The sequence below is a fragment of the Streptomyces parvus genome (genome assembly GCF_032121415.1).
GTDB lineage: Bacteria > Actinomycetota > Actinomycetes > Streptomycetales > Streptomycetaceae > Streptomyces > Streptomyces globisporus_A.
The window spans coordinates 921,359-944,771 of record NZ_CP135079.1; the positions used below are offsets into that span (position 1 = coordinate 921,359).

Annotated in this window: 22 protein-coding genes; 5 read left to right on the forward strand and 17 right to left on the reverse strand. The window is 71.6% G+C overall.

What is annotated here, in order from left to right:
• Positions 1 to 20: 20 nt before the first annotated feature.
• The 3 genes from RNL97_RS05195 to RNL97_RS05205 all read right to left on the reverse strand — a co-directional run bounded on the left by RNL97_RS05195 (position 21) and on the right by RNL97_RS05205 (position 2,726).
• A complete protein-coding gene (locus RNL97_RS05195; RefSeq protein WP_313750425.1) occupies positions 21 to 887 on the reverse strand; it encodes a MetQ/NlpA family ABC transporter substrate-binding protein in 867 nt (288 codons plus the stop codon).
• A gap of 94 nt (positions 888 to 981) precedes the next feature.
• Positions 982 to 1,653 carry a methionine ABC transporter permease gene (locus tag RNL97_RS05200; RefSeq protein ID WP_030589734.1) on the reverse strand — a complete coding sequence of 224 codons (672 nt, stop codon included), beginning with the start codon at positions 1,651 to 1,653 and terminating at the stop codon, positions 982 to 984.
• Entirely contained in the window at positions 1,650 to 2,726 is a 1,077-nt protein-coding gene (locus tag RNL97_RS05205) for a methionine ABC transporter ATP-binding protein (RefSeq protein ID WP_243313497.1), read from the reverse strand. Before RNL97_RS05205 ends, RNL97_RS05200 begins: the two co-directional genes overlap by 4 nt.
• Before the next feature lie 602 nt (positions 2,727 to 3,328).
• Between RNL97_RS05205 and RNL97_RS05210 the strand changes: the two genes are divergently transcribed.
• Entirely contained in the window at positions 3,329 to 3,688 is a 360-nt protein-coding gene (locus RNL97_RS05210; RefSeq protein WP_030589738.1) for a hypothetical protein, read from the forward strand.
• 1 nt (position 3,689) lies between these two features.
• Complete coding sequence (locus RNL97_RS05215; RefSeq protein WP_030589740.1) at positions 3,690 to 4,130, forward strand: hypothetical protein; 441 nt, start codon at positions 3,690 to 3,692, stop codon at positions 4,128 to 4,130.
• 50 nt (positions 4,131 to 4,180) lie between these two features.
• Here the strand turns inward: RNL97_RS05215 and RNL97_RS05220 are convergent, their stop codons facing one another.
• From RNL97_RS05220 to RNL97_RS05230, 3 genes are all read right to left on the reverse strand, one after another.
• Positions 4,181 to 4,684, reverse strand: a complete 504-nt coding sequence (locus tag RNL97_RS05220; protein ID WP_030589742.1) for a GNAT family N-acetyltransferase — start codon at positions 4,682 to 4,684, stop codon at positions 4,181 to 4,183.
• A gap of 46 nt (positions 4,685 to 4,730) precedes the next feature.
• Positions 4,731 to 5,273 (reverse strand): sigma-70 RNA polymerase sigma factor region 4 domain-containing protein, encoded by a 543-nt coding sequence (locus RNL97_RS05225; protein ID WP_243313501.1) that lies wholly within the window; start codon positions 5,271 to 5,273, stop codon positions 4,731 to 4,733.
• Positions 5,274 to 5,393: 120 nt separating this feature from the next.
• Positions 5,394 to 6,551 (reverse strand): glycerophosphodiester phosphodiesterase, encoded by a 1,158-nt coding sequence (locus RNL97_RS05230; protein WP_030589746.1) that lies wholly within the window; start codon positions 6,549 to 6,551, stop codon positions 5,394 to 5,396.
• 262 nt (positions 6,552 to 6,813) lie between these two features.
• Here RNL97_RS05230 and RNL97_RS05235 point away from each other — a divergent pair, with 262 nt between their 5' ends.
• A complete protein-coding gene (locus tag RNL97_RS05235) occupies positions 6,814 to 7,485 on the forward strand; it encodes a lysophospholipid acyltransferase family protein (RefSeq protein ID WP_030589748.1) in 672 nt (223 codons plus the stop codon).
• Positions 7,486 to 7,573: 88 nt separating this feature from the next.
• Here the strand turns inward: RNL97_RS05235 and RNL97_RS05240 are convergent, their stop codons facing one another.
• Both RNL97_RS05240 and RNL97_RS05245 read right to left on the reverse strand, forming a co-directional pair.
• Positions 7,574 to 9,118 (reverse strand): MFS transporter, encoded by a 1,545-nt coding sequence (locus RNL97_RS05240; protein ID WP_030589750.1) that lies wholly within the window; start codon positions 9,116 to 9,118, stop codon positions 7,574 to 7,576.
• Positions 9,115 to 9,666, reverse strand: coding sequence for a TetR/AcrR family transcriptional regulator (locus tag RNL97_RS05245; RefSeq protein WP_189521248.1), 552 nt, complete (start codon positions 9,664 to 9,666; stop codon positions 9,115 to 9,117). The genes RNL97_RS05240 and RNL97_RS05245 overlap by 4 nt, the downstream gene beginning before the upstream one ends.
• A 263-nt stretch (positions 9,667 to 9,929) precedes the next feature.
• Between RNL97_RS05245 and helR the strand changes: the two genes are divergently transcribed.
• Positions 9,930 to 12,095 carry an RNA polymerase recycling motor ATPase HelR gene (gene helR / locus RNL97_RS05250; protein ID WP_243313505.1) on the forward strand — a complete coding sequence of 722 codons (2,166 nt, stop codon included), beginning with the start codon at positions 9,930 to 9,932 and terminating at the stop codon, positions 12,093 to 12,095.
• Between the two features lie 21 nt (positions 12,096 to 12,116).
• On the opposite strand, the gene RNL97_RS05255 is transcribed toward helR, so the two are convergent.
• The 3 genes from RNL97_RS05255 to RNL97_RS05265 form a co-directional block, all read right to left on the reverse strand.
• Entirely contained in the window at positions 12,117 to 13,088 is a 972-nt protein-coding gene (locus tag RNL97_RS05255; protein ID WP_030589756.1) for an aldo/keto reductase, read from the reverse strand.
• A 112-nt stretch (positions 13,089 to 13,200) separates the two neighbouring features.
• A complete protein-coding gene (argH, locus tag RNL97_RS05260; RefSeq protein WP_243313507.1) occupies positions 13,201 to 14,628 on the reverse strand; it encodes an argininosuccinate lyase in 1,428 nt (475 codons plus the stop codon).
• 113 nt (positions 14,629 to 14,741) lie between these two features.
• Positions 14,742 to 15,935 (reverse strand): argininosuccinate synthase, encoded by a 1,194-nt coding sequence (locus tag RNL97_RS05265; protein ID WP_030589762.1) that lies wholly within the window; start codon positions 15,933 to 15,935, stop codon positions 14,742 to 14,744.
• A gap of 241 nt (positions 15,936 to 16,176) precedes the next feature.
• Between RNL97_RS05265 and RNL97_RS05270 the strand changes: the two genes are divergently transcribed.
• Positions 16,177 to 16,881: a L,D-transpeptidase family protein gene (locus tag RNL97_RS05270; protein ID WP_030589765.1), complete on the forward strand. Its 705-nt coding sequence runs from the start codon at positions 16,177 to 16,179 to the stop codon at positions 16,879 to 16,881.
• Positions 16,882 to 16,887: 6 nt separating this feature from the next.
• On the opposite strand, the gene RNL97_RS05275 is transcribed toward RNL97_RS05270, so the two are convergent.
• From RNL97_RS05275 to RNL97_RS05300, 6 genes are all read right to left on the reverse strand, one after another.
• Positions 16,888 to 17,424, reverse strand: a complete 537-nt coding sequence (locus RNL97_RS05275) for an arginine repressor (protein WP_030589768.1) — start codon at positions 17,422 to 17,424, stop codon at positions 16,888 to 16,890.
• A gap of 25 nt (positions 17,425 to 17,449) precedes the next feature.
• Complete coding sequence (locus tag RNL97_RS05280) at positions 17,450 to 18,670, reverse strand: acetylornithine transaminase (protein WP_243313509.1); 1,221 nt, start codon at positions 18,668 to 18,670, stop codon at positions 17,450 to 17,452.
• Entirely contained in the window at positions 18,667 to 19,596 is a 930-nt protein-coding gene (gene argB, locus RNL97_RS05285) for an acetylglutamate kinase (protein ID WP_030589774.1), read from the reverse strand. The genes RNL97_RS05280 and argB overlap by 4 nt, the downstream gene beginning before the upstream one ends.
• The gene (gene argJ, locus RNL97_RS05290; RefSeq protein ID WP_030589777.1) at positions 19,593 to 20,747 is read right to left on the reverse strand and encodes a bifunctional glutamate N-acetyltransferase/amino-acid acetyltransferase ArgJ; all 1,155 of its coding nucleotides are present in this window, start codon (positions 20,745 to 20,747) and stop codon (positions 19,593 to 19,595) included. Before argJ ends, argB begins: the two co-directional genes overlap by 4 nt.
• The gene (argC, locus tag RNL97_RS05295) at positions 20,744 to 21,772 is read right to left on the reverse strand and encodes an N-acetyl-gamma-glutamyl-phosphate reductase (protein WP_030589780.1); all 1,029 of its coding nucleotides are present in this window, start codon (positions 21,770 to 21,772) and stop codon (positions 20,744 to 20,746) included. Before argC ends, argJ begins: the two co-directional genes overlap by 4 nt.
• 148 nt (positions 21,773 to 21,920) lie before the next feature.
• Positions 21,921 to 23,294 carry an ankyrin repeat domain-containing protein gene (locus RNL97_RS05300; RefSeq protein WP_313750426.1) on the reverse strand — a complete coding sequence of 458 codons (1,374 nt, stop codon included), beginning with the start codon at positions 23,292 to 23,294 and terminating at the stop codon, positions 21,921 to 21,923.
• Between the last annotated feature and the right edge of the window lie 119 nt (positions 23,295 to 23,413).

Sequence of the window (23,413 nt, forward strand, 5' to 3'; positions counted from 1 at the left end):
CGGCAAGTGCCGGGCGGATGTCAGGACTTGGCGGGGGCGCCGAAGGCCGGGATGATCGATCCCTGGTAGGTGTCCTCGATGAACTTCTTGACCTCGTCGGAGTTGAGGAGCTTCGCGAGCTTCTCGACGCGCGGGTCCTTCTCGTTGCCCTTCTTGACCGCCAGGAAGTTGGCGTACGGGTTGCCCTCGGCCTTCTCCAGGGCGATGGAGTCCTTGCCGGGCTTCAGCTTGGCCTCGATGGCGTAGTTGCCGTTGATGACGGCGGCGTCCACGTCGTTCAGGGCGCGGGGCACGGTGGCGGCCTCCAGCTCCTTGAACTCCAGGCCCTTCTTGTCGGTGATGTCGCTCAGCTTGGCGCTGGTGCCGACGCCGTCCTTGAGGGTGATGAGGCCGTTCTCGGCGAGCAGCTGGAGGGCGCGGCCGCCGTTGGTGGTGTCGTTGGGGACGGCTATGGTCTGGCCGGCCTTGATGTCCTTGAGGTCCTCGGCCTTGTTGGAGTAGAGGCCGAGCGGCTCCAGGTGGACGTCGGCCACCGGCACGATGGTGGTCTTCTGCTTGGCGTTGAAGTCGTCCAGGTAGGGCTTGTGCTGGAAGAAGTTGGCGTCGACCTGGCCGTTCTGGGTGGCGGTGTTCGGCAGGACGTAGTCCGTGAACTCCTTGACCTCCAGCTTGAGGCCCTCCTTGTCCGCCAGGTTCTTCTTGACGAAGTTCAGGATGTCGGCGTGCGGTGTCGGGGACGCGGCGACGACGAGGGCCTTGGAGGGGTCGGCGTTCGCGCCGGTCTCGCTCTTGGACGCCGGGTCGGAGGACGCACCGCAGGCGCTGAGGCCGACGGCGAGCGCGGCGGTGGCGGCGGCAGCTGCGGTGACCTTGATGTTCTTGCGCACGAAGAGTGCCTCTTTCTTGTGGTGGTGCGCCCGGACAAGGAGTTCGGGCTCGGTGGGGCGGAAAGTTCTGGGGCCCTGGCCGGCCGGACGCCCCCTAGGAGGCGGTGCGGCCTCGGCGGGCCAGCAGCCGGACGGTGAGGTCGCCGATCAGCTGGATCACGGTGACGATGACGATCAGCAGCGCGACGGTGATCAGCATGAACTGGTTGTCGAAGCGCTGGAATCCGTAGGTGACGGCCTTGGAGCCGAGCCCTTCGCCGCCGACCGCGCCGGCCATCGCGGAGTAGCCGATGAGCACGATGAGGGTGGTGGTGACGCCCGAGACGAGCGAGGGCAGGGCCTGCGGGAGGAGCACCTTGCGGACGATCGTGGGGATGGAACCGCCCATCGACTGGACCGCTTCGACGAGCCCGTGGTCGACCTCGCGGATCGCCGTCTCGACGAGCCGGGCGAAGAACGGGATGGCGCCGACGGCGAGGGGCACGATCATCGCGGTGGGGCCGATGAAGGTGCCGACGACCCAGGTGGTGAAGGGGATCAGGGCGATCAGCAGGATGATGAACGGCAGCGAGCGGCCGATGTTCACGATCACGCCGATGACCTTGTTCACCACGGTGTTCTGGAGCAGTCCGCCCTTGTCGGTGAGGACCAGCAGGACGCCGAGCGGCAGTCCGCCGACGACGGTGACCAGGGCGGACCACAGCACCATGTAGAGGGTGTCGAGGGTGCCCTGGGTCAGCAGGGGCTGCATTTCGGACCAGGTCACTTGACGACCTCCTTGGTGATCGCCGCGGGCGTCTGCTCCGGTACGAGGGGGGCGGCGGTCGCGGCGGGCTCGCCGTCGACGACCTCGGCCTGGAGGCCCTGCTCGCGCAGGAAGCCGATGGGGACGACGTTCTCCTCGAACCGGCCGGGCAGTTCGATGCGCATCCGGCCGATCTGCTTGCCGCCGACGGTGTCCATCGCGGCGCCGAGGATCGAGATGTCGATGTTGTACGTCCGCGAGAGCTGGGAGATGACCGGCCGGGAGGCCGACTCCCCCTGGAAGGTCACGTCGACGACCGTGCGGTCCGGGCCGGAGGCGCTCCCGCCGACCGGGAACAGCTCCTGGGCCAGTTCGGAGCCGGGGGTGGCGAGGAGCTCGCCGACGGTCCCGGACTCGACGATCCTGCCGCGCCGCATGAGCGCCGCGGAGTCGCAGACGGTCTTGACGACGTCCATCTCGTGGGTGATGAGCAGGACCGTGAGGCCGAGCTGCTGGTTGAGGTCGCGCAGCAGTTGGAGGATGGAGCGGGTGGTCTCGGGGTCGAGCGCGGAGGTCGCCTCGTCGGAGAGCAGCACCTGGGGGTCGCCCGCGAGGGCGCGGGCTATGCCCACGCGCTGCTTCTGGCCGCCGGAGAGCTGTCCGGGGTAGGACTTCGCCTTGTCGGCGAGGCCGACCAGGTCGAGCAGTTCCCTGGCCTTGCGGGTGCGCGCCTGGCCGGAGACGCCGAGGATCTCCAGCGGCAGTTCCACGTTGTCCAGGACGGTGCGGGAGCCCAGCAGGTTGAAGTGCTGGAAGACCATGCCGATGCGGGTGCGCGCCCGGCGCAGCTCGGCGCTCGCCCGCCGGCCGCGGCCGGCGAGGGCGGTGAGGTCCTGGCCGGCCACCGTCACGGTGCCGGAGGTGGGGCGTTCCAGGAGGTTGACGCAGCGGATGAGGGAGGACTTGCCGGCGCCGCTCTGTCCGATGACGCCGTACACCTCGCCTTCGCGGACGTGCAGGTCGACGCCGTCGAGTGCGGTGACCTCACGGTCGCGCGACTGGTAGACCTTCGTGAGGCCCGTCGTGGTGATCACAGGGGGTTTCCGTCACTGTCGAGTGCGCGGCGCGGTGTCCGCCGGGCACGGGGCATTCGTCGAGGAGACTGTTCGGGCTGGTGGGCCGGGTCACGTCTCGGCATGGCTTCGGGCGGCGATCGGCCGGGGGCAGCACATGCGCGGGCGGGCTCGTTCCGTGGACTGCGAACGGCACAGGCTCGGTCTCGCTTCGGGGCGCGAGGCTCAGGCGGGGGCCCTCAGAAGGCGCGCATTCGACACATACAACGAGCACCGGGCGTGCTGATCGCCTCGGTCGCAAGGGTGCGGCTGCTCGTCGTGGTCATGGGCCCAAGTAAAACAGACGTGAGGTCGCCGTGATCCCGACTGTCCGCATAGCGGACAGTGCTGGATGGCCGGACGCTCGCCTTCCGGTTCGGCCGCCCGGCGCTGCGGATACGGCTGTGACCTGCAATGACGGGCATGATCCGGGGGTGCGTCCGGCGGCAACCGACCCCTCGGGGAGCGGAACCTTGGCCGCCGGTTGTGTTCAAGGCCACCCTCGCGCGGCCGGGGCGGCAACCGCCCGCGCGGTGGCCGGGGCCGCAGGCGGGCGGGCGCTCCGTCCGTAATACCCTCGACTCATGCTTGACGCCCTGACGGTCGCGGTCGCCGTGACCGCGCTCGCCCTCGCCGCCTGGTGCGGACATGCCGCCTACCGGGACCAGCCGACGAAGGACTGGCATTTCATCGGGATGGCGGTCGTCTCCGTGCTGGCACTGGCCCAGTTGGTGGTGGGCGTCGTACAGCTGGCACGCGGGGAGCGGCCGGAGCAGGGCATGGCGGTGTTCATCGCCTATCTTGTCGGTTCGTTCGCCGCGGTGCCCGCGGCCGGATTCCTGTCGCTGACCGAGCGGACCCGCTGGGGCTCGGTCACGGTGGCGGCGGGCGCGGTCGTGCTGGCGGTTCTGGAGGTCCGGCTCTATGACATCTGGGGAAACTGACGTGAGCGACACCGACCGCCCCGAGGTGGCAACGGCTCCGAAGCCGGCCTTCGAACTCGGCACCGGCCCCGGCCGGGTCCTGGTCTGGTTCTACGGGGTTTTCACGGTCGCGGCGGCCTCGCGCTCGATCGTTCAGATGATCATGGACTTCGACCGGGCGCCGCTGGCGTACGTGCTCTCGGCCGTCGCGGCCGTGGTGTACGGCTTCATCACGTACTCGCTGGTGCGCGGCGGGGAGAAGGCCCGCAGGGCGGCGCTGGTGTGCTGCGCGGCGGAGCTGCTGGGCGTCCTGGCCGTCGGTGCGTGGACGCTGGCCGAGCCGGCCGCGTTCCCGGACGCGACGGTGTGGTCGGACTTCGGGATGGGCTACCTCTTCATCCCGGTGATCCTGCCGGTCACCGGGATGATCTGGCTGCGCCGCGCGAAGACCGCAGCGGTCTGAGGCCTGCCGCTCCGACCGGCCCCGTCCGCCCGACCTCGCGCGGCGCCCCGTCAGGCGCTGGCCACGAACTCCCGGTCGGCGGCGTCCTTCTCCAGCAGGATCAGCTGTACGCCGTCGGCTCCGGTGACTGCCCCGACCTGGGCGTATCCGGCCTTCCGGTAGAGCCGCAGATTGCTCTCGCTGCGGTGGCCGCTGCGCAGCCGGAAACGGGTCGCCGCCCGCTCGGCGGTCAGGGCCGATTCGGCGGCCAGCAGCAGCCGGGCGCCGAGGCCGTGGCCCTGGAGCCGGGGGTGGACGCAGAGCTTCCCGATCAGGCCCGTGCCGTCGGGGTCGGTGAATCCTCGGACCGAGCCGACGACTTCGTCCCCCAGCCGGGCCACGAACACCAGGTCGTCGGAGACTTCGGCCCGCAGTGAGTCGAGGGTCTGGACGAGCGGGTCGATCCGGTAGTTGTCGTACAGCTCCGCCTCGCGCTGGAAGCAGAGGTACTGAAGTCTGAAGATCTGCTCGACGTCCTGTGCCGTCGCCGCCGAGATGGTCACGCTCATGCCCATGTGTGCACGCCTCCCGCTCACCTGTCCGCCGGTTGCCTACCGCTCCCTATCCCCGCACGGATGGGGCGACAACCTCCGCAGCCAGCATTCTGCGCAGACATCCAAGGCAACGGGAACGGATCGGACCCAAACTCCCCTGTGACATACCCAACTCCCCTGCGATTTCCCGGTAGGTCGGGTCGCCGGGGTCGAGTAACGCCTCCAGCAGCCGGGGGCAGCGTCCGGGCAGCCGGGCCATCGCGGAGCGCAGCGCCCGGCGTTCGGCGGCCCCGAGCGCGGCGCGTTCCGGGCAGTCGGCCGGTCCGGCGACTGGTTCCGTTCCGGCGTAGGGGCGTTCGCGCCGGACCGTGCGGCGGCCGCGGCGGGCCTCGGCCCGTACGGTGTCGCGGACCCAGCGGGCGGCGTCGGCGGGCGGTCCGGCGGCCGGGCGCTCCAGCAGCCGCACCCAGACGCTCTGTTCGAGGTCGGCGGGATCGACTCCGGCGGCCGGGGCCTCGGCCCTCGCCTCCGCGCGCACCAGGGGTTGCAGGGCGCGGACGACGAGGGCGGTGGAGGCGGCCGGGTCGCGGTCATGATCGAGAAGCGTCATGCCCCGGCGGACGTGCCTGCGGGGGCGGCCGGTTGCTCCGGCCGCACCGCGCCACCCGACCGGGGCATGCGGGGCGTACGGCTGACGGCGCGCCTCGCGTACGGGAGGCGCGCCGTCGCGTCAGCGTCCCGCGCGGTCCGCCGCGGCGAGCAGCGCCGTGTCCGGGTGGTCGGCGAAGATGCCGTCGATGCCGGTGGCGAAGTAGGCCGCGTAGGCGCCGAACACGTCCCCGTAGGCGTTGGGGTCGGTGCCGCGACGGAAGTCGGCGGGCAGGAAGCTGTTCTCGTTGCGCAGGGTGTACGGGTGCAGGAGCAGGCCCTTGGCGTGCGCGTCCCGCACCAGGGTGGTCGGGGTGGTGAGCCGCCCCGACGCGTCCTTGGGGATGATCAGGTCGAGGGTGGGACCGATGCCCTGGGCGAAGGAAGCCATCCACTGCAGACCGGCGGGCTTCACCAGGTCGGCGACCGTGCGCGGGTCGCCCGACTCGACGAAGTCCCAGGGGCGCTCCCTGGGCCCGGACAGCAGGACGATGCGCGGGGTGTCGACGAGCCGAGCCAGGCGCTGGACCGAGCCGGGTTCGAAGGACTGGAGAATGGTCGGGGAGTTCCTGCGGTCCCGGCCGTACCGGCGCAGCAGCCGGGCGAGGGGCTCCTCCAGACCGAGGCCGAGCTTCCGGAAGTAGGTGGGGTGCTTGGTCTCGACGTACAGCCAGACGGGCGCACCGCGCTTGCGGCCCTCCTTCTCGGCCCAGCGCAGGACCTCCTCGAAGGTGGGAACCGCCCACCGGCCGTTGTAGAGGGTGCTGTCCGGGCGGTTGCCCGGGATGCGCTCCGTGGCCCGCAGGGTCTTGAGCTCGGCGAGGGTGAAGTCCTCGGTGAACCAGCCGGTGTAGGAGACGCCGTCGATGCTCTTGGTGGTCTTGCGGCCGGCGAACTCGGGGTGGTCGGCGACGTCGGTGGTGCCGGTGATGTCGTTCTCGTGACGGCAGACGAGATGGCCGTCCTTGGTCGGCACGAGGTCCTGCTCGACGATGTGCGCGCCCATGTCGAGGGCCAGCTGGTAGGAGCCGAGGGTGTGCTCGGGGCGGTAGCCGCTGGCCCCGCGGTGGCCGATCACCGTGGGTACGGGCAGATCGCGCAGCGACCGACCGCCTGTGCCGTGGCCGCGGCCCCGCTCGGCGGCCTGGGCGGCGGCGGGCAGGCCGAGGGCCGCGGTGCCGAGGACCGCGGCGCCCAGAAGGGTCCGCCGGCCGGGGGTCTTCCGCGCACGCTCCATCATGAATGCTCCTCGTTTGGTATGTCCGGGACCGGTCGAGCGAGGCCCGATCGTAGGCTGGGAGACGTACGGGAGGACGGACCTTCGGCCAACGTGGCGGAAACACATGTCAACACCGCGGATCCGCTCCGTGAACCCGATGTGCGATCAGCGCATACCCGCGAGTATCGTCCTCACCTGCACCGACCATCATCCGTCGGCACCGGCCACCGCCCGGGGGACCCGTTCCCTCGCGGTCGGCCCGGCCACGACACCGGAGGAACCGTTGTCCCGTCTCACGGTCATCAAGGCAGTGCTCGGACCGATTCTGCGCCTGATGTTCCGCCCCCAGGTGGAGGGCGCCGAGAACATTCCCGGGACCGGGCCGGTGATCCTCGCGGGCAACCACCTGACGTTCATCGACTCGATGGTCATGCCGATCTGCGTCGACCGGCCGGTGTTCTACATCGGCAAGGACGAGTACGTCACGGGCAAGGGTCTCAAGGGCCGGCTGATGGCCTGGTTCTTCACCGGCTGCGGCATGATCCCGGTGGACCGGGACGGCGGCCGGGGCGGCGTCGCGGCGCTGATGACGGGCCGCCGGGTGCTGGAGGAGGGGCAGGCCTTCGCGATCTACCCCGAGGGCACCCGCTCCCCCGACGGCCGGCTCTACCGGGGCCGTACGGGCATCGCCCGGCTGACGCTGATGACGGGCGCGCCGGTGGTCCCGTTCGCGATGATCGGGACGGACAAGCTGCAGCCGGGCGGCGCGGGTCTGCCCCGGCCGGGCAAGGTCACGGTGCGTTTCGGTGAGCCGATGGAGTTCTCGCGGTACGAGGGCATGGACCGCGACCGCTATGTGCTGCGGGCGGTGACGGACTCGGTGATGGCCGAGGTGATGCGGCTGTCCGGCCAGGAGTACGTGGACATGTACGCGACGAAGGCGAAGGCGGCCTGATCCCGTCGGCCGTGAAGACGCGGGAAGGGCCCGCACCCCACTCCGGGGTGCGGGCCCTTCTCCGTGAACGGCGTGCGGCCGGACACCCCTACGGGTGCTCGACGCCGTCCTCCAGCTTCTGGCCCCGCAGCAGGAACCAGGCGGCGGCCGCCGCCGCCAGCAGGACCGCGGCGCCGACCCCCGCGGCCGACCGCAGTCCGTCGACGAACGCCTCCTGGGCCGCCGAGACCAGCGGCCCCGCCTGGGCGGCGGGCAGCGCCGCGGCCGATTCGACCGCCCCGCCCAACGACTCGTGGGCGGCCGCCTCGACGTCGGCGGGGATGCCGCCCGGGGTCGGGAAGCCCCGGTAGACACCGGTGACGATGGAGCCGAGCAGGGCGATGCCGAGGGCCGCGCCCAGTTCGTACGCGGTCTCGGAGACGGCGGACGCGGAGCCCGCCTGCTCCTTCGGGACGCTGGAGAGGATCACGTCGGCGGTGACGGTGAAGGAGAAGCCCGCGCCGACGCCGACGACCAGCAGCATGGCGCCGAGCAGCGGATAGTCGGTGTGCTGGTCGAGCAGGGTCACACTGCCCAGCGCAAGACCGACCGCCGCCAGGCCGCCCGAGACGACGGAGCGGACCGAGAAGCGGCGGGCCGCGAATCCGGCCAGCAGACCGGCGGTCACCGCGCCGATCGCGGCGGGCAGTTCGGCGAGTCCGGCCTCCAGCGGCCCGCGGCCCTGCACCAGTTGCAGGAACTGGGAGAGGAAGAAGACCAGGCCCGACAGGCCGAGGATGGTCAGCAGGTCGGCGAGGACCGCGCCGGAGAAGCCCCGGTGGTGGAAGAGCCGCATGTCCAGCAGGGGTGCGGGCAGCCGCAGTTGCCTGCGGACGAACCAGGTCAGCGCGGCGACGCCGGCGACCGCGGCCACGGCCGGGTCCCAGCTCACTCCGTGCGAGGCCGTCTCCTTGATGGCGTAGACGACACCGATCATGCCGACCAGGGAGAGCCCGACACTGAGCATGTCCCACGGGCCGGGGGCCGGGTTCTTGGACTCGGGGATCAGCTTGATGCCGACGACCACGAGGACGGCCATCACGGGCAGGTTGATCAGGAAGACCGAGCCCCACCAGAAGTGTTCCAGCAGGAATCCGCCGACGACCGGGCCGACGGCAGCGCCCGCCGAGGCCATGGCGCCCCAGATCCCGATGGCGAGGCTGCGCTCGCGCGGGTCGTGGAAGAGGTTGCGGATCAGGGCGAGCGTGGACGGCATCAGGGTGGCGCCGGCGACACCGAGGAGCGCCCGGGCCACGATCATCATCTCGGGCGTGGTCGCGTACGCGTTGAGCACGGAGACCGCGCCGAACGCCACCGCGCCGACCAGCAGCAGCTTCTTGCGGCCGATGCGGTCGCCGAGACTGCCCATCGAGACGAGCAGGCCGGCGATGACGAAGGAGTAGACGTCGCCGATCCAGAGCAGCTGGGTCCCGGTGGGCTCCAGGTCCTCGCTGAGGAACGGGGTGGCGAGACCGAGGACGGTGGCGTCCACGGCCACCAGCAGCACGGCGAGGACGAGGACGGCGAGCGCGATCCACCGCCCAGGACGGCGTACCGCGTCCGTGGTGTCCGGGGTCTTCTCGGTGCTGATCATTGCTCCACACTCCGGCGCGCTCCGCCGAGCAGCAGCTCGACGATCATGTACTGGAAATCCTGTGCGGCGACCCGGCCCGCCTGGATGGACCAGGCTCCGGTGCCGACGAGGCCGTAGAGGGCCTCGGTCAGCCAGGCGGGGGTGAGATCGATACGGAACTCGCCGCGCTCCTGGCCGCGGCGGAAGAAGGCGGAGACGCGGGCGTCGGCCCGGTTCCAGCCCTCGTTGACCTCGTCGCCCTCGAAGAGCTGGTTCTCGTTGACGAGGAAGGACATCAGCCCGGCGCTGGGCTCGACGGCCGCGATGAGGCGCCGCAGCCCCTCCTCGGAGGTGCCCTCGTCGAGCCGGGCGGCGTCCAGGGCCGCCTCGAACTCCTGGAGGCCGAGGTTCTCCAGCGCCTTCACCAGGGCGTCGCGCCCCGCGAAGTGGCGGTGGAGGGTAGCCCGGCCGATACCCGCCGCCTTGGCGACCTCGTCCATGGTGGCCGTTGATTTACGGGTCAGCAGGGCGGCGGCGCTGCGCAGCACCTGCTCACGATCGAGTGTCATGAGACAACCATAACCCATGTGAGACATCTTCGTCTCATCGAAGAGTGTGCGGCCGCACAGCGGGGAGCCGCACGGAAGGACGGGGGGCGCGAGGTGGGGCGGGAAACAAAAAAAGTGGCCGCAGGAAGAACCTCTCCTGGCCACTCTCAACTTATAGCGCATGGGGGGCCTTGCCGCAAGACCCCCCATATGCCGCAGAATCGTCCGCCGTAGCCGGGACGGGGGCGCCGCCCCCGTAAGCACCGCAGATCGGAACTGACGACGTGACACCTCTGACCACCAGCGTGTTCGACCTCCCCGACCGGCTCTCCGCCAAGGCCGACCCGGCGCTGATCGCCGAGGACGAGCAGCACTTCGCCGCCATCGCCCACTGCCTGGAACAGTCGATCGCCGAGCTGACCGACCGGCTCGCGGCCGAGCGCCGGGCGCCCGGCGGGGCGAGCCGGCAGGCGATGGACCGGGACGTGGAGATCCACCGGCTGACCGCCCGGCTGCGCACCCTGCGCCGGTTCGGTCTCGACCTGTGCCTCGGGCGCATGGTCGCCGCGGACGGCTCCGGGCCGCTGTACGTGGGGCGGCTGGGCCTGACCGACAGCACGGGCCGCCGGCTGCTGGTCGACTGGCGCTCCCCCGCCGCCGAGCCGTTCTTCGGGGCCACCCACGGCGATCCAATGGGCCTGGTGAGCCGCCGCCGCTACCGGTGGACCGGCGGCAGGGTCGGCGACTACTGGGACGAGGTGTTCGCACCGGAGGGGTTCGCCGGGCATGCCGCGCTGGACGACCAGTCCGCGTTCATCGCCAGCCTGGGCTCCACCCGGTCGGCCCGGATGCGCGATGTGCTGGGCACCATCCAGGCCGACCAGGACGCCGTCATCCGGGCGGGTTCCCGGGGCGCGCTCGTCGTCGACGGCGGGCCCGGCACGGGAAAGACCGTCGTCGCGCTGCACCGCTCCGCGTATCTGCTGTACTCCGATCCGCGCCTGGGCCACCGTCGCGGCGGCGTGCTGTTCGTCGGTCCCAACGAGCCCTATCTCGGGTACGTCGCCGATGTCCTGCCGAGCCTCGGGGAGGAGGGGGTGCAGACGTGCACCCTGCGGGACCTGGTCGCCGAGGGCGCGGCGGCGGGGCCCGAGACCGATCCGGAGGTGGCGCGGCTGAAGGCCTCGGCGGAGCTGGTGAAGGCGGTCGAGCCGGCCGTCCGGTTCTACGAGGAGCCGCCCTCCGAGGGCGTACGGGTGGAGACGCACTGGTCGGACATCTGGCTGAGCGCCGCCGACTGGGCCTCGGCGTTCGGGGCGCCGGATCCGGGCACTCCGCACAACGAGGCGCGCGACCAGGTCTGGGAGGAACTGCTCACGATCCTGGTGGACAAGCACGACGGCGACGCGCCGGAGGAGCACCTGCGCGCCTCCCTGCGGCAGAACCGGGAGCTGTTCGCCCTCTTCGACCGCGCCTGGCCGCTGATCGAGGCGGCCGACCTGGTCGGCGACCTCTGGGCCGTACCCGCCTATCTGCGCAAGTGCGCCCCCTGGCTGACCGCGGAGGAGGCGCGGCGGCTGCGACGGGCGGACGCGCAGGCCTGGACGGAGTCCGACCTGCCGATCCTGGACGCGGCACGGCTGCGGCTCGGCGATCCGGAGGCGTCCCGGCGCCGGCGCCGCCACGAGGCGGCGGCCGCCGCCGAGCGGGAGCAGATGGACCGGGTCGTGGAGAGCCTGCTCGCCGACGAGACGCTGGTCGACGCGGACGCGGACGGCGAGGGGGCGCTGGTGATGCTGCGCGGGGCAGATCTGCGGGAGTCGCTGGCCACGGCCGACCGGCCGAGCGGCGTGGAACCGGACCTGCTGGCCGGGCCGTTCGCGCACATCGTCGTGGACGAGGCCCAGGAACTGACCGACGCCCAGTGGCAGATGCTGATCCAGCGCTGCCCGTCCCGGAGCTTCACCGTCGTCGGGGACCGGGCACAGGCCCGGCACGGGTTCCCCGAGAGCTGGCAGGAGCGTCTTGAGCGGGTCGGCCTCGACCGGATCGCCCTGGCCTCGCTGACCGTCAACTACCGCACGCCGGAGGAGATCATGGCGGAGGCTGCGCCGGTCGTCCGGGCCGCCCTCCCGGACGCCAATGTGCCGGTCTCCGTCCGCAGCAGCGGCATCCCGGTCGCCCACGGCTCCGTCGACGACCTGGACACCGTCGTCGCCGACTGGCTCGCCGCGCACGAGGACGGGACCGCCTGTGTCATCGGCGCCCCGGACTTCCGGGCGACGGCCCGGGTGCGGTCGCTGACGCCGGAGCTGTCGAAGGGGTTGGAGTTCGACCTGGTCGTGCTCGTCGCCCCGGAGAAGTTCGGTGAAGGCGTCCGGGGGGCGGTGGACCGGTATGTCGCGATGACCCGGGCGACCCGGGAGCTCGTGGTCCTCACCGGTTCCTGAGGCCGCCCGGCCGGTTCGGCGTCAGTGCCAGGGAAGCCCGGCGCGGTGCCGCCAGTACGCCTCCGGCTCCTCGACCAGGGCGTCGAGGCCCGCCCGCTGCTCGTCGTCCAAATCGACGACGGCGGCGTGCAGATTGCCGGAGAGCTGGCCCACCGTGGCGGCGCCGGAGAGCACGACGCCCGCCCAGGGCTGGTGCAGGACGAGCGCCAGAGCCACCGCGTCGCCGCCCACCCCCGCGTCGGCGGCGATCTCCTGGAACACGGCGGGGGCCTCGTCCCCCGCGAGCCGCCCGTTGGCCATGCCCTCCTTGACGATCACGGTGAGCCCGGCGTCATGGGCCTCGGCGAGCGCGGGCGCGGCCGAGGTCTCCAGGGCGTTGTAGGTGGCCTGGACCGTACGGAAGAGGGGTTCGCCGTCGACCGTGACGGCGAGGGCGGCCCGGATCGCGTCGGCCTGGGCGGGCCCGCTGGTGGAGAGGCCGACGGTGACGCCGTCGGCGGCCAGGGCGGCGAGGCGGTCGAGCAGTTCCTTGTCGGTGAGCGCCGGGCTGTCCGGGGTGACCGAGTGGACCTGGTAGAGGCTGAGCCGGTCGCCGAGGAGGTCGCGGGTCTCGGCGTACTGGCGTTCGAAGGTGGCGAGGCTGTGGTCCTTGACCTCGTGGTTCTCGGCCTCGACGCTCCAGTCGGCGGTGTAGGTGTAGCCCCATTTGCTGCCGACGACGAGGTCGGTGAAGGAGGGCCGGGCGTCCAGCCACTCGGCGAGGAACTCCTCGGCGCGGCCGTAGGAGCGGGCGGTGTCGACGTACCGGACGCCCTGCGCGTAGGCGGCGTCCAGGAGTTCGTGGGTGCGGGCGCGCAGGGCGTCGGGGTCGCGGTCGGCGGGCAGGTCGCGGTCCCGGTGGAGGTTGATGTAGCCGGGCCTCCCCACGGCGGCCAGGCCGAGTCCGATGTGGGCGGTCGGGGTCGTCGCGGCGGCCAGGGCGGCGAAGGGCATCGCGGGCTCCTCGGGGTCGGGTTCGGTTACTCCTACCCCGGTGAACGTAGCTCGCGACACCCTTCGTGGACCTCTTACGACACCGCCACCACCAGCTCCGACCGGCACCGCCCTACTGGCGGGCGGTCGCCCAGGCGTGCTGGGCCGCCAGGTCTTCCTTCACCTCGGCGAGCTGTACGGCGACGGCGGCGGGGGCCGTCCCGCCCCGGCCGTCGCGGGAGGCGAGGGCGCCCCGCACGTTGAGGACCGTGCGGACCTCGGGGGTGAGGTGCTCGGAGATCCTGGCGAACTGCTCGTCGGTGAGCTGGTCCAGCTCGATGCCGTGCTGCTCGCACTCCTTGACGCAGGCGCCGGCCACCTCGTGGGCCACCCGGAACGGGACGCCCTGCTTGACCAGCCACTCCGCGATGTCGGTCGCGAGCGAGAAGCCCGCCGGGGCCAGCTCCTCCATGCGCTCGCGGTTGACGGTGAGGGTGGCCATCATGCCGGTGAAGGCGGGCAGCAGGACTTCCAGTTGGTCGCAGGAGTCGAAGACGGGCTCCTTGTCCTCCTGGAGGTCCCGGTTGTACGCGAGCGGGAGCGCCTTGAGCGTGGCGAGGAGGCCGGTCAGATTGCCGATGAGGCGGCCGGACTTGCCCCGGGCCAGCTCCGCGATGTCCGGGTTCTTCTTCTGCGGCATGATCGAGGAGCCGGTGGAGAAGGCGTCGTGGAGGGTGACGAAGGAGAACTCCTTCGTGTTCCAGATGATGACCTCCTCCGCGATCCGGGAGAGGTTGACGCCGATCATCGCGGTGATGAAGGCGAACTCCGCGACGAAGTCCCGCGAGGCGGTGCCGTCGATGGAGTTGGCGACCGAACCGTGCTCGAAGCCGAGGTCGGCGGCGACCGCCTGCGGGTCGAGCCCGAGCGAGGATCCGGCGAGCGCCCCGGAGCCGTACGGGGAGACGGCGGTGCGCTCGTCCCACTGGCGCAGCCGCTCGGCGTCCCGGGAGAGGGACTGCACATGGGCGAGCACGTGGTGGGCGAAGAGGACGGGCTGGGCGTGCTGGAGGTGGGTCCGGCCCGGCATCGCGACGTCCGCGTTGGCCTCGGCGAGGCCGACCAGTGCGCTCTGGAGGTCGGCGATCAGGCCGCCGATGGTCCGGGCGTGGTCGCGCAGGTACATCCGGAAGAGCGTGGCGATCTGGTCGTTCCGGGACCGGCCGGCCCGCAGCTTGCCGCCGAGGTCGGGGCCGAGGCGCTCCAGCAGGCCGCGCTCCAGGGCGGTGTGGACGTCCTCGTCCGCGATGGTCCCGGTGAAGGAGCCGTCCGCGACGTCGGCTTCGAGCTGGTCGAGCCCGGCGAGCATCCGGGTCAGCTCGTCCTCGGTGAGCAGGCCCGCCGTGTGGAGCACTCGGGCGTGGGCACGGGAGCCGGCGATGTCGTACGGGGCGAGCCGCCAGTCGAAGTGGACGGAGGCGGACAGCTTGGCCAGCGCCTCGGCCGGCCCGTCGGCGAACCGCGCGCCCCAGAGCCGGACGTCACCGTTGTTGCTGCTCACTGCGTGCTCCTCAAAAAAGCAAAGGCAAGGGCCCGGGCGTAGGCCGGGGTGCGGATATGCGGCCGCCTCCCTGCCGCGTACGGACGGGGAGGCGGCTGTACAACGAGAAGGGGTCAGGCGAGGTCGCGCTTGGCGGCGATCTTCGAGGAGAGGCCGAAGATCTCGATGAACCCCTGTGCCTTGGACTGGTCGAAGGTGTCGCCCGAGTCGTAGGTGGCCAGGTTGAAGTCGTACAGCGACTCCTCGGACTTCCGGCCGGTGACGACGGCGCGGCCGCCGTGCAGGGTCATCCGGATGTCGCCGGTGACGTGCTGGTTGGCCTCGTTGATGAAGCCGTCCAGGGCCCGCTTCAGCGGGGAGAACCACAGGCCGTCGTAGACCATCTCGCCCCACCGCTGCTCGACCTGCCGCTTGTAGCGGGCCAGTTCGCGCTCGACGGTGACGTTCTCCAGCTCCTGGTGGGCGGTGATCAGCGCGATCGCGCCGGGCGCCTCGTACACCTCACGGGACTTGATGCCCACGAGCCGGTCCTCGACCATGTCGATCCGGCCGATGCCCTGGGCGCCGGCCCGCTCGTTGAGCTGCTGGATCGCCTGGAGGACGGTGACGGGCCGGCCGTCGATGGCGACGGGCACGCCCTCCTTGAAGGAGATGACGACCTCGTCGGCCTCGCGCGCGGCGGCGGGGTCGGAGGTGTACTCGTAGATGTCCTCGATCGGCGCGTTCCAGATGTCCTCCAGGAAGCCCGTCTCGACGGCCCGTCCGAAGACGTTCTGGTCGATGGAGTACGGGGACTTCTTGGTGGTCGCGATCGGGAGGTTCTTCTCCTCGCAGAAGGCGATCGCCTTGTCCCGGGTCATCGCGTAGTCCCGGACCGGGGCGATGCACTTCAGGTCGGGGCCGAGCGCGGAGATACCGGCCTCGAACCGGACCTGGTCGTTGCCCTTGCCGGTGCAGCCGTGGGCGACGATCCCGGCGTTGTGCTTGTGGGCGGCGGCGACGAGGTGCTTGACGATGGTCGGCCGGGAGAGGGCCGAGACCAGCGGGTAGCGATCCATGTAGAGGGCGTTGGCCTTGATCGCCGGGAGGCAGTACTCCTCGGCGAACTCGTCCTTGGCGTCCGCGACCTCGGCTTCGACGGCACCGCAGGCGAGCGCGCGCTTGCGGATGACGTCCAGGTCCTCGCCGCCCTGGCCGACGTCCACGGCAACGGCGATGACCTCGGCGCCCGTCTCCTCGGCGATCCAGCCGATGGCGACGGAGGTGTCCAGGCCGCCCGAGTAGGCGAGTACGACGCGCTCGGTCACGGGTTTCTCCTTACGGTGCAATCACTGATGGGTATAACTATGCGTTCCTCTGTATTGTTTGTCAAAGCGGCAGGTCAGAGGGGTGCCATTGGCCATACGGCGGCGATTCGGGCCCTGTTGCCGGAGGCCGCAGGCCCCGGGTTGCCGTGAACTCCCGGCCGTCGCTGCGAGGGTGGGGGCGCTGAGCCGTACGGAGCAGGTCCGGTGGGGCGGCGTCCCCGGTCGCCGTACGGTCCGGAGCATGCGCAGACCACTCGTGACCGCCGCCGTACTCCTCGCCCTGGCCGGCTCCCTCGCGGCCGCCCCGGCCTCCGACGCACCGCCCCTGCCGGACCGGCTGGCGGACACCGGCGGCGGGTCGCAGCTGATCACCGCCGAGGCCCCCGGCACCGGCTCCACCACCGGCACGGTGACCTGGTGGGAGCGGCGCGGGGGGCGGTGGGCGGAGGCGGGGTCCGCGCCCGCGCGGTTCGGGGCGAACGGGCTGGCCGAGGGGGCGACCCGGGAGCAGGGCACCGGAACCACGCCGACGGGGCTGTACGACCTGCCGTACGCCTTCGGCATCGAGGACGCCCCGGCGGGGACGACGTATCCGTACCGGAAGGTGAACGACGACTCCTGGTGGTGCCAGGACAACGACTCGGTCGCGTACAACCGCTGGGTGGAACCGCGGCCCTCCCACTGCCGGGCGGCGGAGGCGGAGCACCTCGTCTCCTACGGGACGCAGTACGCGCGGGCGCTGGTGATCGGGTTCAACTACGAGCGGCCGGTACGGGGCCGGGGCGCGGGGATCTTCCTGCATGTGAACGGGCGCGGGGCGACGGCGGGTTGTGTGTCCGTACCCGCCGACGCCATGGCGGAGATCCTGGCCTGGGCGAAGCCGGAGCGGCGGCCGCACATCGCGGTCGGGACCTCGTCGGGCCCGACCGCGATCACGCGCTACTAGAGAGGTTCAGCGGTCGTTCTGAGCGAGCCTCAGCAGATGGTCGGCGAGCGCCTGACCGCCGTTCGCGTCGCGGCTGATGAGCATCAGCGTGTCGTCGCCCGCGATGGTGCCGAGGATGTCGTGCAGTTCGGCCTGGTCGATGGCCGAGGCGAGGAACTGGGCCGCCCCCGGCGGCGTACGGAGCACCACCAGGTTGGCCGATGCCTCGGCCGAGATGAGCAGTTCGGCCGAGAGCCTGCGCATCCGCTCCTCCTTGGCCGAGCCGCCCAGCGGGGCCTGCGGGGTGCGGAATCCCCCCTCGCTGGGCACCGCGTAGATCAGCTCGCCGCCGGTGTTGCGGATCTTCACCGCGCCCAGCTCGTCGAGGTCACGGGAGAGCGTCGCCTGGGTGACGCTCAGCCCGTCGTCGGCGAGGAGCTTGGCCAACTGGCTCTGCGAGCGGACCGGCTGCCGGTTCAGGATGTCCACGATCCGGCGGTGGCGGGCGGTGCGGGTCTGCGGCACGGACGGCCCGCCGTGCTCGGATTCCTGCGCCTCGGTCATCGTCGTCGCCTCATTCTCCGGAGGGTCATGCTCCGGATCGTCCGTCCCCGTGTGCCGCGTCGAGAGCGCCCGGCAGGATCTCCAGCAACGCGTCCACCTCCGCGTCACCGATGATCAGCGGCGGCATGAGCCGTACGACATCGGGGGCGGGCGCGTTCACCAGGAGGCCGGCTCCCTGGGCCGCCTGCTGCACCTGCGGTGCGAGGGGTCCGGTGAGCACGATACCCAGCAGCAGGCCACTGCCGCGGACATGGGATACCAATGGGTGTCCCAGCGCCTCCACCCCGTCCCGGATCTTCTCGCCGAGCCGCTTGACCTCGTCGAGCGCGCCGTCGGCCGCGAGGGTGTCCAGGACGGCGAGCCCGGCGGCGCAGGCGACCGGGTTGCCGCCGAACGTGGTGCCGTGATGGCCCGGCTTCAGCAGGTCGGCCGCCGGGCCGAAGGCGACCGTCGCGCCGATCGGCAGACCGCCGCCGAGGCCCTTGGCGAGCGTGACGATGTCCGGCTCGACGCCTTGGTGCGCCTGGTGCTCGAACCACTGGCCGCAGCGCCCGATCCCGGTCTGCACCTCGTCGAGGACGAGCAGCGTCCCGGTCGCCCGGGTGATCTCCCGGGCGGCCTCCAGGTACCCCTTGGGCGGGACGACGACGCCGTTCTCGCCCTGGATCGGCTCGATGATGACCAGTGCGGTGTCGGTGGTGACGGCTGCGCGCAGGGCGTCCACGTCCCCGTACGGCACATGCGTGACGTCACCGGGCAGCGGGACGAACGGCTCCTGCTTGCGGGGCTGGCCGGTCAGCGCGAGCGCACCCATCGTCCGGCCGTGGAAGCCGCCGTCGGTGGCGACCATGTGGCCGCGTCCGGTGAGCCGGCCGATCTTGAACGCGGCCTCGTTGGCCTCCGCGCCGGAGTTGGCGAAGAAGACCCGGCCCCGGCGGCCGAAGAGCTGCAGCAGCCGTTCGGCGAGCGCGACCGGCGGCTCGGCGATGAACAGGTTCGACACATGCCCGAGGGAGGCGATCTGGGTGGAGACGGCCTCGACGACGGCGGGGTGGCCGTGGCCGAGGGCGTTGACCGCGATCCCGCCGACGAAGTCGAGGTAGCGGGTGCCGTTCTCGTCCCAGACGTGGGCGCCCTCGCCCCGGACGAGGGGCAGGCGGGGGGTGCCGTAGTTGTCCATCAGCGCGCCCTGCCACCGCGCGGTGAGTCCCGCGGTCCCGGTACCGGTGCCGGTGCCCGTCGTCATGATTCCCCCTGTTCAGGACCTGTGTGTACGTCGATGGGGGCGTCCGGCACGACCATCGTGCCGATGCCCTCGTCGGTGAAGATCTCCAGCAGGATCGAGTGCTGGACCCGCCCGTCGATGACGCGGGCGGTCTCGACGCCGTTGCGTACGGCGTGGAGACAGCCCTGCATCTTGGGGACCATGCCGCTGGACAGCTCGGGCAGCAGCTTCTCCAGCTCGCTCGCGGTGAGCCGGCTGATCACGTCGTCGCTGTTGGGCCAGTCCTCGTACAGCCCTTCGACGTCGGTGAGGACCATCAGCGTCTCGGCGTTCAGCGCGGCGGCGAGCGCGGCGGCCGCGGTGTCGGCGTTGACGTTGTAGACGTGGTGGTCGTCGGCGGACCGGGCGATGGAGGAGACGACCGGGATACGGCCGTCGTCCAGGAGCGCCTGGATGGCCCCGGTGTCGATGGCGGTGATCTCGCCGACCCGGCCGATGTCGACGGACTCGCCGTCGATGGTGGGCCGGTGCTGGGTGGCGGTGATGGTGTGGGCGTCCTCGCCGGTCATGCCGACGGCGAGCGGGCCGTGCTGGTTGAGGAGGCCGACCAGTTCGCGCTGGACCTGTCCGGCGAGCACCATCCGTACGACGTCCATCGCCTCGGGGGTGGTGACGCGCAACCCGGCCTTGAACTCGCTGACCAGGCCCTGCTTGTCGAGCTGGGCGCTGATCTGGGGGCCGCCGCCGTGCACCACGACGGGCTTGAGGCCGGCGTGCCGCAGGAAGACGACGTCCTGGGCGAAGGCGCCCTTCAGCTCCTCGTCGATCATGGCGTTGCCGCCGAACTTGATGACGACGGTCTTGCCGTTGTGCCGGGTCAGCCAGGGCAGCGCCTCGATGAGGGTCTGCGCCTTCGGGAGTGCGGTGTGCTTCCGCGCGGCGCTCATGAGCTGTACGCGCTGTTCTCGTGGACGTAGTCCGCGGTGAGGTCGTTGGCCCAGATGACGGCGGACTCGGATCCGGCGGCGAGGTCGGCGGTGATCCTGACCTCCCGGTAGCGCATGTCGACGAGATCGCGGTCCTCACCCACCTGGCCGTTCTTGCAGACCCAGACGTCGTTGATGGCGACGTTGAGCTGGTCCGGCTCGAAAGCCGCCTTCGTGGTGCCGATCGCGGAGAGGACACGGCCCCAGTTGGGGTCCTCGCCGTGGATGGCGCACTTGAGGAGGTTGTTACGGGCGATGGACCGGCCGACCTCGACGGCGTCGTCCTCGGTGGCCGCGTTGATCACCTCGATCCGGATGTCCTTGGACGCGCCCTCGGCGTCGCCGATGAGCTGCCGGGCGAGGTCCTCGCAGACGGCCCGTACGGCCTCGGCGAACTCGGCCTGCTCCGGGGCGATGCCGCTGGCGCCGGAGGCGAGGAGCAGCACGGTGTCGTTGGTGGACATGCAGCCGTCGGAGTCGACCCGGTCGAAGGTGGTGCGGGTGGCGTCGCGGAGTGCCGCGTCCAGTGCGGGGGCTTCCACATCCGCGTCGGTGGTGAGGACGACGAGCATGGTGGCGAGGCCCGGGGCGAGCATGCCCGCGCCCTTGGCCATGCCGCCGACGGTCCAGCCGTCGCCGCCCGCGACGGCCGTCTTGTGGACGGTGTCGGTGGTCTTGATGGCGATGGCGGCCTTCTCGCCGCCGTGCTCGCTGAGGGCGGCGGCGGCCTGCTCGATGCCCGGGAGGAGCTTGTCCATGGGGAGCAGGATGCCGATGAGCCCGGTGGAGGCGACGGCGACCTCGCCGGCGCTGTGGCCTTCGAGCACCTCGGCGACCTTCTCGGCGGTGGCGTGGGTGTCCTGGAAGCCCTTGGGGCCGGTACAGGCGTTGGCGCCACCGGAGTTGAGGACGACGGCGGTGACCTCGCCGCCCTTGAGTACCTGCTCCGTCCAGAGGACGGGGGCGGCCTTGACGCGGTTGGAGGTGAAGACGCCCGCGGCGGCGCGGCGCGGCCCGTTGTTGACCACGAGGGCCAGGTCCGGGTTGCCGCTCTCCTTGATTCCCGCGGCGATGCCCGCCGCCGAGAATCCTTGTGCTGCCGTGACGCTCACGGTGCCACTCCGATCGTCGAAAGACCTGTGTCCTCGGGGAGTCCGAGGGCGATGTTCATGCTCTGGAGGGCGCCGCCCGCGGTGCCCTTGGTGAGATTGTCGATGGCGCAGACGGCCACGATCCGTCCGGCGGCCGGGTCGTGCGCGACCTGGACCTGTACGGCGTTGGAGCCGTACACCGCGGCGGTGGCGGGCCACTGCCCCTCGGGCAGGAGATCGACGAACGGCTCGTCCGCGAACGCCTTCTCGTACACCGCGCGCAGGCTCTGGGCGCTCACTCCGGGCGTCGCCTTCGCGCTGCACGTGGCGAGGATGCCGCGGGGCATGGGGGCGAGGGTGGGCGTGAAGGAGACGGTGACCGGCTGCCCGGCGGCGGCGCTGAGGTTCTGGATCATCTCGGGCGTGTGGCGGTGCCCGCCGCCGACGCCGTACGGGGTCATGTTGCCCATGACCTCGGAGCCGAGCAGATGCGGCTTTGCGGCCTTGCCCGCCCCGGAGGTGCCGGACGCGGCGACGATGACGGCCTCCGGCTCGGCGATACCGGCCTCGTACGCCGGGAAGAGCGCGATGGACACGGCGGTCGGGTAGCACCCGGGCACCGCGATCCGCTTCGACCCGGCGAGCGCGGCCCGCCCGCCCGGCAGCTCGGGCAGCCCGTAGGGCCAGGTCCCGGCGTGCGGGGACCCGTAGAACGCCTCCCAGTCCCCCGCGTCCTTCAGCCGGAAGTCGGCCCCCATGTCGACGACGAGGACCTCGTCCCCGAGCTGCTCGGCGACGGCGGCGGACTGGCCGTGCGGGAGCGCCAGAAAGACGACGTCGTGCCCGGCGAGCACCTCGGCGGTGGTGGGCTCCAGTACCCGGTCGGCCAGGGGCCGCAGGTGCGGCTGGAGCGAACCGAGCGTCTGCCCGGCGTTGGAGTGCCCGGTGAGAGCGCCGATCTCGACCTCCGGGTGCGCCGGCATAAGACGCAGCAGCTCCCCGCCGGCGTATCCGCTCGCCCCTGCCACTGCTGCTCGTACCACCATCGGTAACCCTCCTGATCGATGGCATGACTATACGCATTCACGCACTTTTATGCAAAGCATCGATGGGGGCGGCTCGGATCCTCATGCACGGTGCACCGGTCCTGGGAAGGCCGCCGCAGCAGCTCTCGGGGCGTGGCCGGCGGCTTCCTCAGGATGCGCGGTCGTCGCGCCCGCCGCCGTTCCGGTTGTTCCACTCCCAGGTCCGGAGCGCGGATAGCCGGTGGTCGTGCTCGTAGCCGTGGCGGTGGTGCGCTCCCACGCGGGCGATCGCCTCGCCGGTGCGCGGGTCGTTCCGGCGGAGGAGGCCGTAGGCCGCGTTGAGGCGGGTTTTGAGGTCGTCCGCGTCGAGCAGGGCCGTCAGGGCGTCGGCGACCGCCGCTGTGCCGTCCTTGCCGTCGGCCGCGGCCTCCGCGGTGACGGCCCGCACATCGGCCGCAGGATCCCGCAGCAGCGCGACGACGGCGTTTGTGAATTCCGTGCTTCCGTCGTGAGCCGCCGCCAGGGCCGCGCCGGTCGCCGCACGCACCGTCCCGTGCTCGTCCCGGGCCAGCTCCAGCAGCATGGCACGGGCCGCCGCGCCCAGGGTGGGGCCCGCGTCGTCCCGGTCGAGGAGGAGGCCGGGGACCTGGGCGCGGACGCCCGGGTCGGGGTGACCGGCGTGCCGCAGCCCCACTGCCTCCGCCTCCCGGTGTTCGACGTCGCCCAGGACCCGGAGCACCTCCGCGAGGACACCCGGATCGTCCTCCCCCTCCACGGTCCAGGCCACGAGGAGATCCGCCGTCTCCTTCTCGTAGGAGTTCCGACAGCTCGACTCCGTCAACCGGCGACAGGCGAGCACGTCGAGGACGAAGTGGCGGTGCTCCGGGTCCGGGCTGCGGCGGTACGCCGTGACGGCCGACCAGGTCTCCTTGCTGCGGCGTCCGCTGAGTATCCACCGGGCGGACGAGCGGTCGACATGCTCCCGGTCGCGCGGCGCCACGGCCCTGGTCACCAGCTCGTCCACGGGCGTCAGGACGCGGAACGCCCACTCCAGGTCCGTCAGAATCGCCCCGTGTCCGGCGCGGATGGTGACGTCGCCGAGCGTCAGCTGCGTGAGGTGGTCGTACTCGTCGTCCTTCACACGGCACGCGTGTACGGAGCCGCTCCCGCCCGCCCTGGTCCGCAGCACGGCTTCCGCGCCCTGCTCGTACCGGTCCCGGGCGAGGGCGAGCAGCTGCGCCCTCCGGGACTCCGCCAGGCGCAGCCTGGGCTCCCGGCCCAGCACGGCCGTCACCATCGCGGGAGAACCCCCGTCGACGGCGCGTACCAGCGGGGTCGTTCCGTCCGGCAGCCCGTGGTCCGGGTCCGCGCCGCCCTCGACCAGAGCCCCCGCGACGGCGTCGTCGTACGCGGCGACCGCCAGGCACAGCACCGGCAGGCCGTCGTCCGTGCGGGTGTCCGGGTCCTCTCCCGCAGCCAGCAGTGCGGTCACCCTCTCCGCGTCCCCCCGCAGAACCGCCGCCACCAGATCCCTCGCGCCCATGTCCCGCTGCCCCCGCTCCATAACCCACCGCAGGGCCCACACCCCTGCGTGAGGGTAGTCAGCCGACGGGCGGACGACGAGGTCGGAACGGGGGCGGGGCTCACCCGGAGGGCGCCGGG

What these genes read in the sequence shown, in the direction of transcription:
- RNL97_RS05240 (WP_030589750.1), bottom strand. Translation starts at nt 9,118, where the DNA reads ATGATCAGCACCGAGAAGACCCCGGACACCACGGACGCGGTACGCCGT.
- RNL97_RS05225 (WP_243313501.1), bottom strand. Translation starts at nt 5,273, where the DNA reads ATGACGCTTCTCGATCATGACCGCGACCCGGCCGCCTCCACCGCCCTC.
- RNL97_RS05245 (WP_189521248.1), bottom strand. Translation starts at nt 9,666, where the DNA reads ATGACACTCGATCGTGAGCAGGTGCTGCGCAGCGCCGCCGCCCTGCTG.
- RNL97_RS05210 (WP_030589738.1), top strand. Translation starts at nt 3,329, where the DNA reads ATGCTTGACGCCCTGACGGTCGCGGTCGCCGTGACCGCGCTCGCCCTC.
- argC (WP_030589780.1), bottom strand. Translation starts at nt 21,772, where the DNA reads ATGGTGGTACGAGCAGCAGTGGCAGGGGCGAGCGGATACGCCGGCGGG.
- RNL97_RS05300 (WP_313750426.1), bottom strand. Translation starts at nt 23,294, where the DNA reads ATGGGCGCGAGGGATCTGGTGGCGGCGGTTCTGCGGGGGGACGCGGAG.
- argB (WP_030589774.1), bottom strand. Translation starts at nt 19,596, where the DNA reads ATGAGCGCCGCGCGGAAGCACACCGCACTCCCGAAGGCGCAGACCCTC.
- RNL97_RS05230 (WP_030589746.1), bottom strand. Translation starts at nt 6,551, where the DNA reads ATGATGGAGCGTGCGCGGAAGACCCCCGGCCGGCGGACCCTTCTGGGC.
- RNL97_RS05220 (WP_030589742.1), bottom strand. Translation starts at nt 4,684, where the DNA reads ATGGGCATGAGCGTGACCATCTCGGCGGCGACGGCACAGGACGTCGAG.
- RNL97_RS05255 (WP_030589756.1), bottom strand. Translation starts at nt 13,088, where the DNA reads ATGCCCTTCGCCGCCCTGGCCGCCGCGACGACCCCGACCGCCCACATC.
- RNL97_RS05270 (WP_030589765.1), top strand. Translation starts at nt 16,177, where the DNA reads ATGCGCAGACCACTCGTGACCGCCGCCGTACTCCTCGCCCTGGCCGGC.
- RNL97_RS05275 (WP_030589768.1), bottom strand. Translation starts at nt 17,424, where the DNA reads ATGACCGAGGCGCAGGAATCCGAGCACGGCGGGCCGTCCGTGCCGCAG.
- RNL97_RS05280 (WP_243313509.1), bottom strand. Translation starts at nt 18,670, where the DNA reads ATGACGACGGGCACCGGCACCGGTACCGGGACCGCGGGACTCACCGCG.